A 14,531-nucleotide genomic window follows, 5' to 3' on the forward strand; every position below is an offset into this window, starting at 1 on the left:
GCCCGGGGGCGGGGGCCGTGCGGGTCCGGCCCACCGGAGAGATCGCCGAGCCGGCACGGAATCGGTAGAAGTACCAGCGAGCGGGCTCCAAGCCGTGGATCTCCGGATGCACGCTGTGGGCGAGTTCGCGGGTCGCGACAGCCGTACCCCGCGTCACCACCTTCCGGAAGCTTTCGTCGTGCGCGACTTCGTATTCGACGGTCACTGGATCCCACCCCATGCCGCCGCGCCCGCCGGGGGCAAGGGGGTCCGGTGCCAGGCGGGTCCACAGGACCACACCATCCGGTGTCGGATCTCCCGATGCCACACCTAGCCCGAACGGGTCCTCTCCTCGCCACCGCGGCGCGGGGAACCGGGCGCTGCTCACCGCCGACGTACCGACCAGCACCGCAGCCGATCCGGCGATACCTGCTTGCAACAACTGCCGACGGGACAGAGGCATACACCACGGTATATCCAGGCTGCGATCGGTGAGCCGGGCCCGGCGGAGGGGACGACCCGGACGGAGGGTGGTGCACCCTCTATACCGGCGCCAGCCGGCTGGGGTGTTTCCTCGAGGTGCTCGCGTTCGCCCGGCGGAGCCCGCAGATGCTCGCCGAGCTCGAAAAGGGAAGTACTCCAGTATGTTCTGAAGGCGCTGTGCTCGCCGGCTACGGAAGGGACTGCCCCGGATCTTTTGACCTGATCTGTGAGGGATCCGTCCTCACGGTGGAAGGATGCTCGACCTGCCGGAACCGCATGCGGGACGCGGCCTGCCGCGCCCTGCATCGTTTGGAACTGACTACCGCCAGGGCGAAGTCCTAGTCGGCTCCCCAGGTCACCGAGACGCCGCGGTCGCGCAGCCACTGGCTCGGGTTGAGCCGGTTGCCGCCTGCGTCCGAGACCTCGAAGTGCAGGTGCGGACCGGTCGACTGACCACGGTTGCCGACGGTGGCGATCTGCTGACCCGCGGCGACCCGCTGGCCGACGTTGACGATGAACTCGTTGATGTGGCCGTAGACGCTGACGGCGCCGTCGTCGTGGCGCACTCGCACCCACAACCCGAACCCGGAGGCCGGGCCCGCGGAGATGACCTCACCGTCGGCCGCGGACTGGATCGGGGTGCCGATCGGGGCCGCGATGTCGATGCCGCCGTGGTGTGCGCCCCAGCGGGGGCCGTAGCCGGAGGACAGCGTGCCGGACACCGGCTGCACGGCGCGGACCTTGAGCGGAGCGGGGCTGCCCGGATTGACCGGTCCGGGCGTGCCGGGTGCGGGCGGGGCGGCCGGGAGGTCGGGCAGCTCGATCGCGGGCAGCTGAACACCGGCGGGCAGCAGGCCGGGCGGGATCTCGAGCGGGCGGGCGGCTGCGGACGCGGCGCCGAACTGCGCGCCGCCGATCAGGATGGCACCGGTCGCCGCGGCGACGGTCGCGATCTTCACGCGGCCGGAGATGGAATTGGAACGATTTGCCGTCCTGCGGTGTTTCGCCACAGTGTCTTACCTCGTCTTCGTTGGCTGGCCCGCGCTCGTGAGATTCGCGGCCTCGGACCCCCGTCGAGAAGGAAAGTAACAAAATGATATCGACCGCACAATCGTTACTTAATCGATATCTATAACATGATCTTGCTGGAATAGGCCCATGTCAGGGATCTAGACCCGGCCAACGCCGCCATCACGGATGGATAACGACACCGGGATCACGTCCCGAACACCCCGACGAGCGGCACCGCGCAAGGCCAAGGAAACCGGCGGTGACCTTGACATTCGCGGGATCGGCGACTGCGTGCGGGGCCGGCGCGACGAAATCCCGCGACGCGACGCGGGCTGCTTCACCGCCCACCGCAAGCGGACACGCCGCCGACCGCAGAGGATGTGACGGACGCCACAATGCCTGTCCTGTCCAGCGGGACATTCGGACGGGCGAGGCCCCCCGCAACCGACCGCTTCCTCAGTCGCGATAGCCCTGAGAGCCCTCACCGCGGTGGGTCGACGCCTGCGTGCAGGCGCCTACCCGCCCGTTTGGCCATCCGAACCCGGCGCACACTTTTCCGCAGCCGCTTCGAAGGGTCCTGCCCTGCTGTGCCCCTGCTATCAAGAAGCTTCTCGCTCCGGCGGCGAGGGCACGAGGGCGTGTGGTGGGAGCCGGACCTGCCGACTCCCACCCACGGGGTTGTGTCAGTGCTGTTCGAGGACTGGTTCCACCGCCGTGTCCGGCTGGGCCGTGCGCATCGACACGGCGGTGACCCCGGCACCGGCCAAGGTGATGACGGCAGCGCCGATGAAGGCGGCGGAGAATCCGTTCGTCAGCTCGGGGAGGTCGCCGATCTGGTTGGCCCCGAACGAGGCGGCGACTGCGGTCATGGCTGCCAGACCGAGGGCGGAGCCGACCTGGTAGCTGACGTTGACGATGCCCGACGCCAATCCGCTCTTCGGGTCGGGCGGTGGAGATCGCCGTGCCCAAGGAGGGAATGAAGGCGAGCGACATACCTGCTGCGGCGACCAGTGAAGCCGGCAGCACTCGACCCAGAAATTGCCGGTGGGCCGAACCAAGGCCATCCATCCGAGCCCGAGCGCGAGCACGATCAGACCGGTCACGATCATCGGTTTCGCGCCGAACCTCTGCATCGCCCGCGGCGCGATGACGATCATGCCGAGCATGATCAGTGCGGTCATCGGCAGTAGTGCTGCGCCGGCGGGGAATGCGCTGTACCCCAGGACCTGCTGCAGGTACAGGTTCAGGAAGAACCACATCGGGATCCACGCCGCACCGAGCAGCAACTGGGCGACGTTCGCTGCGGCAAGGTTGGGGGCGGTGAAGATCCCCAACCGCATCAGGGGTTCGCGGCGCCGGGACTGGATCAGGACGAACGCGCCCAGCAGCACCGCGGAAACGGCGAGGTATCCCCAGGTTTGACCGGAATCCCAGCCGACCTCGGGGGCGCGGACGATGGAGTAGACGGCAAGCGCCAGGCCGGCAGTGACGGTCAGTGCGCCGAGGATGTCGATCGAACCGGATCGGGCAGGCGCGTTGGGCATCAGCAGCGGTGTCGCGGCGAGGGCGATGATCGCGATGGGGACGTTGATGTAAAACACCCACGGCCAGCTGAGGTATTCGGTGATCACCCCGCCGAGGAACACACCGGCGGTGCCGTAGACGGCGAGGGCTTTGGTCAATTCCTGCTGGGTGGAACCGAACAGCATCATCAGCAGAGTCAGCGCGGAGGGTGCGATCCGCGGCGCCGGCGCCTTGAACGGCGCGTCCGGCCAGCTCGGTGCCGACGTTGCCGGCGGCGCCGGCGGTGATCGATCCGGCGAGCAGAACCAACCAGCCGGTGGCGAAGATGCGTCGGGCGCCCAACAGGTCGGACAGGCGACCGCCGAGCAGGCGTAGTCCACCGAAGGCGATGACGTAGGCGTTGAACATCCAGGTCAGGTTCTCCTGGGAGAAGCCGAGGTCGGTCTGCATTTTCGGTAGCGCAATGCCAATGATGGAGGTGTCCATGAACTGGGCGGCGGCGATCAGCGCCAGCGCCCACCACTTGCGTGTGGATGATGCCTGAGTGGACATGACGATCCGTCCTTACGGGTATGGGGTATCTATCGGGATGTGGGCCACACGGAGTGCAGTGGCACGCCTACCCCCAACATCGAGGCCTCAATCCCTTGGGTCACTGCAGGCATCACAGCGCCACTGGATCTTTCGGGTCGATACCCACCCTCTGTGCACATCGTTGCCCTCCTGGAGGCTGCTCGAACTCTCTGCGGATAATTTGATACCATAGGGGGGTATAACAGACGCAAGGGGCAACCCCGGTGTCGCCGAAACCGTTTCGGCCGCAAGCCCGGCCGCGCCACAGCAAGACGCCCGGTGGACGGCCGTTCGGGCCCCTTCTGATTTTCATCAGGGGTCCAAGGCGCACCGTCGGGGGGTACGCAGCAAAGGGAGCGGGTACGGCAACCCCTGGCATTACATACGGTAGGGGGGTATGGTAAATCTGCAGATGGGTCGCGACGACCGCGATCGAATCCCAAGCCGACGAAAGAAGGACACCGATGAGCACCACCACCGTCACCGTCACCGGAATGACCTGCGGCCACTGCGTCTCCTCGGTCCGCGAAGAGATCGGCAGCATCCCCGGTGTCACCGCCGTGGACGTCGATCTCGCGAGCGGGCGGGTCGACATCGACTCCGCCGCCCCGATCGAGCAGTCCGCGATCGCCCAGGCCGTCGACGAGGCCGGATACCAGCTCGCCGGTTGACCGGCCTACACAAGACCCGGACAGGAGATTCCCCCGATGAACGCATCATCGAAGTTCGCCGGATTCACCGTCGGCCTGGCCGCAGTCTTCGCCCTCGCCCTCGGGGCCGGGGCGGCCCTCGGCCCCGAGGACGCCACACCAGCCGACACCCACGACACCTCGACTCACGACGCCGGACCCGATTCCACCGCGGGCGCACCGGTCGCCGATCAGACACCTGGAGGACTGATGGTCACCGACAGCGGATACACCCTGGCACTGGACACAGCGCGGGTTGCGGCCGGCGCCGACGTGCCGCTGCGGTTCCGCATCCTGGAGGCCGACGGCGTGCCCGTCACCCGGTACGTCGACAGTCACGAGAAGCAACTGCACCTGATCGCGGTGCGCCGCGACATGGCCGGATTCCAGCACGTACACCCCACACTCGACGCCGCCGGAACCTGGAGCGTGCCACTCGATCTGACCCGCGCCGGGGTGTACCGGGTGTTCGCCGACTTCACCCCCGACGGCGGTGACGGCCTGACCCTGGGCGCCGATCTGCAGGTCGCCGGCGCCTACGATCCGCAGCCCCTGCCCCCAGTGGCCGCCACGGCCGTGGTCGACGGGTATACCGTCACCCTCGACGGCACCCTCACCCCAGGTCAGGCGTCGAAGGTGACGCTGGCGGTGAGCCGGGACGGGCAGCCCGTCACGGATCTGCAGCCCTACCTGGGGGCGTACGGGCACCTGGTGGCCCTGCGGGCCGCCGACCTCGGCTACCTGCACGTGCACCCGGACGGCCATCCCGGTGACGGGGTCACCGCACCCGGCCCGGGCATCAACTTCGTTGTCACCACCCCCAGCGCCGGGGACTACCGCCTGTTCCTCGATTTCCAGCACGATGGAGTGGTGCGGACCGCCGAATTCACCCTGACCGCCGGGAACGTCCCCGGCGCCGCGGCGCCCGCCGCCGAGCCGATGCCGGCCGGGCACGGACACTGACCGCGAAACCCGGAGAGGAGGACACGATGAATCCCGTCACGCAACACCCGACCGCGAACGGCCAGGTCGAACTCGAAATTGGTGGCATGACCTGCGCATCCTGCGCGAACCGGATCGAGAAGAAACTCAACAAGATCGACGGCGTCACCGCGACGGTGAACTACGCCACCGAAAAGGCACGCGTCAACTACGTCGGCGATGTGTCGACGGACGATCTCGTGGCCACCGTCGAGCAGGCCGGTTACACCGCCACGGTCCCGGCATCCGCCGCGTCGTCCACCGACACCGACGCGGCGGCGGCCGGGACCTCTGAGAATGACCCCACCGCCGCGCTGCGTCAACGCCTGCTCGTGTCGCTGGTGCTGTCCGTGCCGGTGATCGCGATGGCCATGGTTCCGGCCCTGCAGTTCCCCAACTGGCAGTGGCTCTCGCTCACCCTCGCCGCCCCCGTGGTGGTGTGGGGGGCGTGGCCGTTCCACAAGGCCGCCTTCACCAATCTGCGGCACGGCACCTCCACGATGGACACCCTCATCTCCATGGGTACCCTCGCCGCCCTCGGCTGGTCGCTGTACGCCCTGTTCTGGGGCACCGCCGGAATGACGGGCATGACGCACCCGTTCGAGCTCACCATCTCCCGCAGCGACGGCGCCGGAAACATCTACCTCGAGGCCGCCGCGGGAGTGACCACCTTCATCCTCGCCGGCCGCTACTTCGAGGCCCGCTCCAAGCGGCGCGCCGGCGCGGCCCTGCGCGCTCTGCTCGAGCTCGGCGCCAAGGAGGTCTCAGTGCTGCGGGACGGTGTCGAACAGCGCATCGCTATCGATCAGCTGGCGGTCGGGGACGAGTTCGTGGTCCGGCCCGGGGAGAAGATCGCCACCGACGGTGTGGTCACCGAAGGATCCTCTGCCGTGGACGCGTCGATGCTGACCGGCGAATCGGTGCCCGTCGAGGTCGGCACCGACGACCAGGTCGTCGGTGCCACCGTCAACGTCGGCGGACGAATCACCGTGCGCGCCAACCGGGTCGGGTCGGACACCCAGCTCGCGCAGATGGCGAAACTCGTCGAGGACGCGCAGACCGGCAAGGCCCAGGCCCAACGGTTGGCCGACAAGATTTCCGGCATCTTCGTCCCGATCGTGATCGCCCTGGCCGTGGCGACCCTCGGCTTCTGGATCGGCACCGGCGGCGGAATCGCGGCCGCCTTCACCGCCGCCGTCGCGGTGCTGATCATCGCCTGCCCCTGCGCCCTCGGCCTGGCCACCCCGACCGCGTTGATGGTCGGCACCGGCCGCGGCGCCCAGCTCGGCATTCTCATCAAAGGGCCCGAGGTCCTCGAATCGACCCGCCGCGTCGACACCGTGGTGCTCGACAAGACCGGCACGGTCACCACCGGCAAGATGACCCTGCTCGACGTGGTCACCGCCGACGGGGAAGACACCGGGCAGGTGCTGCGCCTGGCCGGGGCGCTCGAGGACTCCTCCGAGCACCCCATCGCCCAGGCCATCGCCAAGGGCGCACGGGACAAGGTCGGCACCCTGCCTGCGGTGGCACAGTTCGCCAATGTCGAAGGCCTGGGGGTGCAGGGCATGGTCGACGATCACGCGGTCATCGTCGGACGGGCCCGGTTGCTCGCCGACTGGGCGCAGCATCTGCCCGCCGGTCTCGAAGCCGCCATGGCGGCGGCCGAATCGGAGGGCAAGACCGCCGTCGCGGTCGGCTGGGACGGGCGGGCCCGCGCGGTGCTCGTCGTCGCCGATGCGGTCAAGGCCACCTCGGCCGAGGCGATCACCCAGCTGCGCGAGCTCGGTCTGACCCCGATCATGCTCACCGGCGACAATGCGGCCGCTGCCCGGGCGATCGCCGCTCAGGTCGGCATCGACGAGGTGATCGCCGAGGTGCTGCCCGCGGACAAGGTGGACGTCGTCAAGCGGCTGCAGGATCAGGGCAAGGTCGTCGCGATGGTCGGCGATGGTGTCAACGACGCCGCCGCCTTGGCGCAGGCCGACCTCGGTCTGGCAATGGGCACCGGCACCGACGTCGCGATCGAAGCGAGTGATCTGACGCTGGTCCGCGGTGATCTCCGCGCCGCCGCGGACGCGATCCGGTTGGCCCGTAAGACGCTGGGCACCATCAAGGGCAATCTGTTCTGGGCCTTCGCCTACAACGTGGCCGCCCTGCCCCTGGCCGCCGCCGGGCTGCTCAACCCGATGCTCGCCGGAGCGGCGATGGCGTTCTCCTCGGTGTTCGTGGTCAGCAACAGCCTGCGGCTGCGCCGGTTCCGGTCCCTCTCCGGATAGGTAGACGACAACCGGGAGGTGGGGTGGGCGGCGCGTGCAGGCGGTCGCCCACCCCACATCCCTTCACTCTATGCAGTCCCGGAAGGAGAGGACCATGTCCTCGGTGACAACAACTTTGGTGCGGATCACCCGGCACCCCGCGACCCGGGCGGCGGTGAAGTGCGCGGTGCTGTGTGCCGCGGCAGCGGTCGGCCGCCGCCTCGACGGCCCGCATCCCAGCCAAGATACCCCGGGCGGGCATAATCGGGGGTGCTCGACATGATCGTCGGATACCAGGAGGACACCATGGCCACGACTCCCACCCCCGCGGCCACCGAGGCGCCCACCGAGGCCGACGGCCACGGCCACGGCTACATCACCGAAAAAGACGCCTACCTCAAACGGCTCAAGCGGATCGAGGGCCAGGCCCGCGGGTTGCAGCGGATGGTCGAAGAGGACAAGTACTGCATCGACATCCTCACTCAGGTCTCGGCGATGACCAAGGCCCTGCAGGCCGTCGCGATGGGGCTGCTCGAGGACCACATCAGCCACTGCGTGGTCGACGCCGCCGTCGCCGGGGGCCCCGAAGCCGAGGCGAAGATCAAAGAGGCCACCGACGCGATCGCCCGCCTCGTCCGCTCCTGAGACGAGCCGAGCTCACTCGGTGTAGTCCAGTCGGGACATCATGCCCGGTTTCTGATGATCCGTTGTGGCAGTCGATCATCCAGTGTCCGCGACCCGCTCCAGCTGCGTGAGAGCGTACGGCCGGTGCATGGAATACCCATCGTGGCCAAGTTCGTGAAGGTCGGGCGGACCCGTCGACCTTCACGGATCATCAATGGGGCTGTGTGTGATCGTAGGGGCAATCGTTGATGGTCCAGGCGTAGCCCTTTGCTCCGAGATCGGCCGCCAAGATGACCGCCTGTGAAGAGCCCCGTTCGTGTACCACCCATGACCACGCACGAACCTTCTGCCGGGGATCCTCAGCCGGGCATGCTGAGCGTGGATCTTGGACCATGGGGCGTGGTGGCCGCCTGTGGGCGAAGGTCGCGCACCGTAGCACCGTCGCAAAGCCCTGAGACACGACGAAGGCCCCTCCAAATGGGAGGGGCCTTCGTGGGTAATGGGCGTGCAACGCTGGAAACCGCTGGGCGGGGCTGCCTACAGGGGCCCTTACGCCCCGGAGACCTCCCGACCTCCTGCACGAACCACTTCCCTCGGCTACTGCCTCGGGCACCCACATATGTCGGTCAGTGTTGTCAGCAACCGACATACGCGCCTGACGTGGCGCCTCACAGGCTGTTCACGGGCCGAGACGGCGCGCGCGACGGATGGGGCAGTTCTAGCCGAGTATCGCCTCACATGGGCGGCATAGTCATCGGCATGTTCATCATCGGCGGCATTATGCCCATCATGCGCATACACATCATCATCATGTCCATCATGTTCATTCCCATTCTCCTCACCTCCTTCTCGGATCCGGTTGCGGTGTCGTGGCTGCAACGGGAAGGCTCTAGACGTTCGATGTCTCGCCGAGGGATCGGTGCAGGGCCGATGACCGGTCACCGCCTCAACTGTCGTAGTCGAGGCGGGTCATCATCCCTGACTCCTGGTGGTAAGCGTTGTGGCAGTGCAGCATCCAGTCGTCGGGATTGTCGGCGACCAGGTCCACCGCGAGCGAACGCATCGGCGGCACGATGACGGTGTCCTTGCGCGGGCCTGGGGTGCCGTCGGGTTTGACGACTTGGAGGGTGCGCCCGTGCAGGTGCATGGGATGCCACATCATCGTCATGTTCGTGAAGGTCAGGCGGGCGCGTTGGCCGTGCCGGATCGTCAACGGCTGGGTCTGGTCGTAGGGGCGGCCGTTGATGGTCCAGTGGTAGCTCATCATGGTCCCGCCGAGATCCGCCGCGAGGTTCACCTCCGGGCGTCCCGCGGGCAGCAGGACGGTGTCGGCGGCGACGAAGGTGTCCACGGTCCCGACCCGGCCGTCGAGTTCTCGGGGCGCGAATGCCGGGTCGGGTGCGGATCCGGCGCCGGTGCGCAGCAAGGCCCGGGCGTAGGCGTTCTTACCTTCGGCCGCCGCCACAAGCGGAAAGATCCCGTCCCCGGCGGTGACGATCACGTCGTAGCGTTCACCCATGCCGAGTAGGAGGGCGTCGACGTCGACCGGGGTGATCGGGTAGCCGTCCGCGTGGGTGACGGTCATGGTGTGCTCGGCGAGGGCGATGCGGAAGGCGGTGTCGGCGCCGGCGTTGATGATGCGGATCCGCACGCGCTGACCGGGTGTGACCGTGAACGTCGACGGTGCGGTCGAGAGTCGTCCGTTGATCAGGTAGTGCGGGTAGGTGATGTCGCCGGCGTCGCCGCCCAGGAGGGTGCTGGTGCCCGCGCCGGTCGGCGTCACACTCGAGGTGGGGGCGCCGGATCGATCCGAGCCGCCACCCATTCCCATGCCGGGCATGGTCCCCATGCCCCCTGGTCCAGCTATCGATCCCATCCCGCCCGATTGCAGGTTCGAGAAGATCTGCCGGGGGCCGGGGCCGATACCGTCGGTCCAGTCGTCGAGGACGACGATCCATTCGGCGTCGTAGTCGCTGGGTTCGTTCGGGTCGTCGACGATGACGGGCAGGTAGAGCCCGTAGTCGGTGTCGAGGCCGACGTTCGGGTGCGCCCAGTAGGTGCCCGCGTGCGGCACCGAGAAGCGGTAGGTGAAGCGTTGACCCGGTCCGATGTCGGGGCTGGCGGGGCCGGCTCCGTCCATGTCGTTACGTAGCGCAATGCCGTGCCAGTGCACGGAGGTCTCGTGGTCGAGGCCGTTGGTGAGGGCGACGGCTATCTCGTCGCCAACGTTGGCTCGGATCGTCGTCCCGGGAACGGTGTTGCTGTAGGCGAGGGTGCGCACGTGTATCCCGCCGAGGTCGATGTCGGTGGTCTGCGGGGTCAGGGCGGCGTCGACGGTGCGGCCGGTGTGGGGCCGTGCAGCCTCGGCGGCGGCGACCGCGTTCGCATCGACCGGATGAGGTCCGGAAATCGGATTCGCGGGTACAGGCAGACACTGCGAGGCCGCCCAGTCCTGCGGCGGCGGCGAGGAGGGCGCGCCGGTTGAGGCCGAGTCCGCTGTCAGGCATGTCCGCCCCCATCCTCCCAGGCCTTGCAGAGCGCGCGAGGATGTTATCGGCTGCCCGCCGACCGGCCATCGACGCGGCAGATCGCTCACGTGTCACTGCCGGGCGCGCAATTCGTTCCTGCGGAGGCGGTATTCTTCGGCGTCGATCTCACCTCTAACGAATCGTTCGTCGAGAATTTCCCGGGCCCGACCGTCGGGGTCGAAGGGCGCGGTGCGGTCCATTCGCATGCTGTGGAACAGTGCCAACACCCCGGCAACAACCAACCCCCAGAACGCGACCATCACCACGGCCATCAGTACCCAGCCGCCCCAGCCCATTCCGTACCCCACGCCGTTCCACCACATCATGGCTGTTCACCTTTCGTTGCACCCCATCGTGGATTCCGGATGCGGTGAATCGATGAGGGTTCTGTGTAGTTTCGCTGAAGATATGGCCGGTTCGGGGCGACGCGTACCGGATAAGGAAGGACACCGGCGACGATGGAGACCATGGACAACACGCCACCCCACTCGCCCGAGAGCGCCGCAGGATATCGGGCCTTGGTGGTCGACGACGAGCGCCCGCTGGCCGCGGTCGTCGCCAGTTACCTCGAACGAGAGCACTTCGAGGTCGCCGTCGCCTACAACGGGGTCGATGCGCTCACACTCGCCCGGGAAATCGACCCCGACGTCGTGGTCCTCGACCTCGGGCTGCCGGGCATGGACGGCATCGAGGTGTGCCGGGCACTGCGGACGTTCTCCGACGCCTATGTGGTGATGCTGACCGCCCGCAGCGCGGAAATGGACACCATCATCGGGCTGTCCGTCGGCGCCGACGACTACGTCACCAAACCGTTCAGCCCACGCGAGCTGGTGGCACGCATCCGCGCCATGTTGCGCCGGCCCCGGAAGGCACCGGTGTACGAGACACCGGCGCCCGGGCCGGGGGCCGAGGCTCCGCCACGGGCATTCGGGGCGCTGAGAATCGACGTGGCGGGCCGGGAGGTCCATCTGGACGGGCACCCGGTGGTGTTGACCCGCACCGAGTTCGATGTGCTGGCGGCGTTGTCGTCCCGACCGGGGATGGCATTTAGCCGGCGCCAGTTGATCGAGGCCGTGTGGGGAGAGTCCTGGGTCGGGAACGAACACCTCGTCGACGTCCATGTCGGCCATCTGCGCCGCAAGCTCGGCGACGACCCCGCCGCTCCCCGGTACGTCACCACCGTCCGCGGCATCGGGTACCGGATGGGGACCGGGCAATGACCTCGCATCGGCACCGACCCCGCACCCTCGGCGCAGCTCCGGTGCGCGGCCGTGGCCTCGGTGTGCGGCTGCTGCTGGCGCAATCGCTGGTCTTGGTTGCGGGTGTCGCCACCTGTTGGGTGGTCGCGGTGTTCGCCGGCCCCCCGCTCTTCCGCGAGCACCTGCACCGCGCCGGGGTGCCGGCCTCGTCCGACGAGCAGTTCCACGCCGAGCAGGCGTACCGCTCCGCTACTGCCATTTCCCTGGCGGTGGCCCTCGGGGTTGCCTCCCTGGCCGCGTTGGTGGTGACCTGGTATTTCAGTCGGCGCCTGCAGCGGTCGGTGACCGAGGTGTCGTCCGCGGCGACCGCGGTGGCCGACGGGCGCTATGACATCCGGGTCACTTCACCGCACCTGGGTGAGGATTTCGATGCCCTCGCTGGGGCGTTCAACCGGATGGCTGCCGGTCTCGAATCGGTCGAGACCACCCGCCGCCAACTGCTCGGTGACCTCGCCCACGAGATCCGCACCCCGGTGTCGGTGCTCGAGGCGTACATGGAAGCACTCGAGGACGGCGTCGAGACCTTGGATGCCGACACGATCATCATGCTGCGCGATCAGACCCGCAGGCTGGTCCGTTTCTCGGACGACGTCAACGCACTCGCCCACGCGGAAGAGAGCCGGACCTCGATCGAGCCGACCTGGGTGGACCCCGCCGCACTGCTCTCCACCGCCCTCACCGCCGCGGCGGATCGCTACGCCGCCAAGGAGGTGGCACTGAATTCTCGTGTTCCTGCGCGCCTTCCCCGCCTGTGGGCCGACCCGGAGCGGCTCGGGCAGGTGCTGGGCAACCTGCTCGACAACGCGTTGCGCCACACCCCCGGCGGCGGCCGGGTGGAGGTGACCGCCGGCCAGCGACACGAGTTGCTGGTGATCGAGGTGACCGACACCGGCGACGGCATCGCCTCCGAACACCTCCCGCACCTGTTCGAACGGTTCTATCGTGTCGATGCGGCACGCGACCGCGCACACGGCGGCGCCGGGATCGGACTGGCGATCGCCAAGGCCCTTGTCGAGGCGCAGCGCGGTCACATCACCGCCCGCAGCGACGGCGCCGGAACCGGCAGTACCTTCACCATCACCCTTCCGTTGCGCCGGGATCAGCGATGAGGAAGTACTCGGTGACGGCGATCACCGCGGCGCGTCCTCCCCGGGTCGAGCCGCTGAGTCGAGTCCGTCCTTGTGCTCACCGGCGCGAAACCTTCCTGATGCCGCGCGCGTTGGGGGTGGATCAGGTGGGTGGGTCGGCCAGGGAGTATCCGGCCTCGTCGACGGCGTGACGTACCTGCTCGAGCGGCAGCGGCCGGCTGCTGGTGACCCTCACCCGTGAGTCGCCACCAGGAACCAGGTCGATGTCGACGCTCGTCACTGCATCGAGACGGTCGAGTTCCTCGGTGACCGCCTTCACGCAATGCGCGCAGGTCATGCCGGAGATGTGGTAGCTGGCGGTGGTGCTCACTGTGTTCTCCTCGGACGAGGTCATCGTCGGGTGTTCGACTCACGACGCTGGGGTGTCACAGCGAGGCCAGGATGTTCTGCATCGTGGTGATCTCCTGCTGTTGGGTGTCGGCGATGGTGCGTGCCATCGCGACGGCGTCGGGATACTGACCGGAGTCGATCTCGTTCTGCGCCATGGCGATCGCGCCCTGGTGATGGGTGATCATCTGTGTGAGGTAGAGCCGGCTGGCGTCCACGCCCTGAGCGTTCTGCAGTGCGGTCATGTCCTCGGCGGACATCATTCCGCTCATTCCCATCCCGCTATCGCCTGGCATTTCCATGCCCGACATCGGCATGCTCTGGCCCGGAGTCATCATTCCGGACGTGGCCATCGGCATGCTCTGGCCTGGAGTCATCATTCCGGACGTGGCCATCGGCATGCTGGACTGTCCCCACTCGGTCAACCAGCCCTGCAGCTGCTCAATCTCGGGGCCTTGGGCTGCCTTGATCTGATTCGCCAGATCGGTCACCCGGGGGTCGATACCGTCCTTGGCGAGTACGACATCGCTCATCTCGATCGCCTGCGCGTGGTGGGGAATCATCTGCTGCGCGAACGTCACGTCCGCCTGGTTGTGGGTATCGGCGGCCGCTGTGGTGGCGGTGACGCTCGCCGAGGCACTGCTCTGCGCTGACTGATCGCTGCTGGAGTTGCTGCAGGCGGTCAACGCGACCAGGGCGGCGACCGCGGCGGCGCCGACGGCAATTTTCGTGGTTTTCATGGCAGGGAGATTCCTTTCTCGCTGTGGACACAGGTGCTTTTCACCCCGGACACGGGGAGGTTGGTCTTGCATGCTCAGGAGATGCCCGATCCCCGGCACCGAGGGGGGTCGACGGGGAGTTCGGTAGGGGATTCTTCGACGCCGCTTCGTGTACCCCGCGTCGGTGGCGGACGGGTCCGCGACCGTCACCGGTATCGGTGGCGGGAGTCGTCGGTGATCAGGCGGTAGAGGACATACAGCGAGAACCACGTGATGAGCACGCTCACCAGGATCAGCAGTGTCTCGTAGAAGATGACCACGATTTCCTCCTCGGACGTGAGGGTGGACGGTGAATTCGGTTGGTGCCGTGGGCTTTTTGCTCATCGTGGGCCGGTGGGGGTGGGTTCGGGTGCCGGCAGGGGCTGTGT

The 14,531-nt window shown here is 67.7% G+C and carries 12 protein-coding genes and 1 pseudogene; 6 read left to right on the forward strand and 7 right to left on the reverse strand.

The window, feature by feature from the left end:
- From G9373_RS42655 to G9373_RS42665, 3 genes and pseudogenes are all read right to left on the reverse strand, one after another.
- Positions 1-442, reverse strand: a 442-nt coding sequence (locus G9373_RS42655) for a PhoD-like phosphatase N-terminal domain-containing protein (RefSeq protein ID WP_206033746.1), incomplete at its 3' end; no start/stop codon positions are given.
- Positions 443-800: 358 nt separating this feature from the next.
- On the reverse strand, positions 801-1,472 hold the full coding sequence (locus tag G9373_RS42660) for a M23 family metallopeptidase (protein WP_167120908.1): 672 nt from the start codon (positions 1,470-1,472) through the stop codon (positions 801-803).
- 684 nt (positions 1,473-2,156) lie between these two features.
- Positions 2,157-3,549: pseudogene (locus G9373_RS42665) on the reverse strand (MFS transporter).
- Between the two features lie 485 nt (positions 3,550-4,034).
- On the opposite strand from G9373_RS42665, the gene G9373_RS42670 reads away from it, so the two are divergent.
- From G9373_RS42670 to G9373_RS42685, 4 genes are all read left to right on the forward strand, one after another.
- The gene (locus G9373_RS42670; protein ID WP_133987567.1) at positions 4,035-4,241 is read left to right on the forward strand and encodes a heavy metal-associated domain-containing protein; all 207 of its coding nucleotides are present in this window, start codon (positions 4,035-4,037) and stop codon (positions 4,239-4,241) included.
- A gap of 36 nt (positions 4,242-4,277) precedes the next feature.
- Positions 4,278-5,222, forward strand: a complete 945-nt coding sequence (locus tag G9373_RS42675; protein WP_167120909.1) for a DUF748 domain-containing protein — start codon at positions 4,278-4,280, stop codon at positions 5,220-5,222.
- A 26-nt stretch (positions 5,223-5,248) separates the two neighbouring features.
- A complete protein-coding gene (locus tag G9373_RS42680; protein ID WP_133987569.1) occupies positions 5,249-7,519 on the forward strand; it encodes a heavy metal translocating P-type ATPase in 2,271 nt (756 codons plus the stop codon).
- Between the two features lie 285 nt (positions 7,520-7,804).
- Positions 7,805-8,143, forward strand: a complete 339-nt coding sequence (locus G9373_RS42685) for a metal-sensitive transcriptional regulator (RefSeq protein WP_167120914.1) — start codon at positions 7,805-7,807, stop codon at positions 8,141-8,143.
- 925 nt (positions 8,144-9,068) lie between these two features.
- Here the strand turns inward: G9373_RS42685 and G9373_RS42690 are convergent.
- A complete protein-coding gene (locus tag G9373_RS42690; protein WP_346842924.1) occupies positions 9,069-10,718 on the reverse strand; it encodes a multicopper oxidase family protein in 1,650 nt (549 codons plus the stop codon).
- A 3-nt stretch (positions 10,719-10,721) separates the two neighbouring features.
- Complete coding sequence (locus G9373_RS42695) at positions 10,722-10,976, reverse strand: SHOCT domain-containing protein (RefSeq protein WP_167120910.1); 255 nt, start codon at positions 10,974-10,976, stop codon at positions 10,722-10,724.
- Between the two features lie 132 nt (positions 10,977-11,108).
- Between G9373_RS42695 and G9373_RS42700 the strand changes: the two genes are divergently transcribed.
- A complete protein-coding gene (locus tag G9373_RS42700; protein WP_133987573.1) occupies positions 11,109-11,870 on the forward strand; it encodes a response regulator transcription factor in 762 nt (253 codons plus the stop codon).
- Positions 11,867-13,018, forward strand: a complete 1,152-nt coding sequence (locus G9373_RS42705; RefSeq protein ID WP_133987574.1) for an ATP-binding protein — start codon at positions 11,867-11,869, stop codon at positions 13,016-13,018. The genes G9373_RS42700 and G9373_RS42705 overlap by 4 nt, the downstream gene beginning before the upstream one ends.
- 121 nt (positions 13,019-13,139) lie before the next feature.
- Here G9373_RS42705 and G9373_RS42710 read toward each other — a convergent pair whose 3' ends face one another.
- Positions 13,140-13,391, reverse strand: coding sequence for a heavy-metal-associated domain-containing protein (locus G9373_RS42710; RefSeq protein WP_167120911.1), 252 nt, complete (start codon positions 13,389-13,391; stop codon positions 13,140-13,142).
- A 31-nt stretch (positions 13,392-13,422) separates the two neighbouring features.
- Complete coding sequence (locus tag G9373_RS42715; RefSeq protein WP_167120912.1) at positions 13,423-14,124, reverse strand: DUF305 domain-containing protein; 702 nt, start codon at positions 14,122-14,124, stop codon at positions 13,423-13,425.
- Between the last annotated feature and the right edge of the window lie 407 nt (positions 14,125-14,531).

The organism is Rhodococcus sp. A14, assembly GCF_011603105.1.
In the GTDB taxonomy this organism is placed as follows: domain Bacteria; phylum Actinomycetota; class Actinomycetes; order Mycobacteriales; family Mycobacteriaceae; genus Rhodococcus_F; species Rhodococcus_F opacus.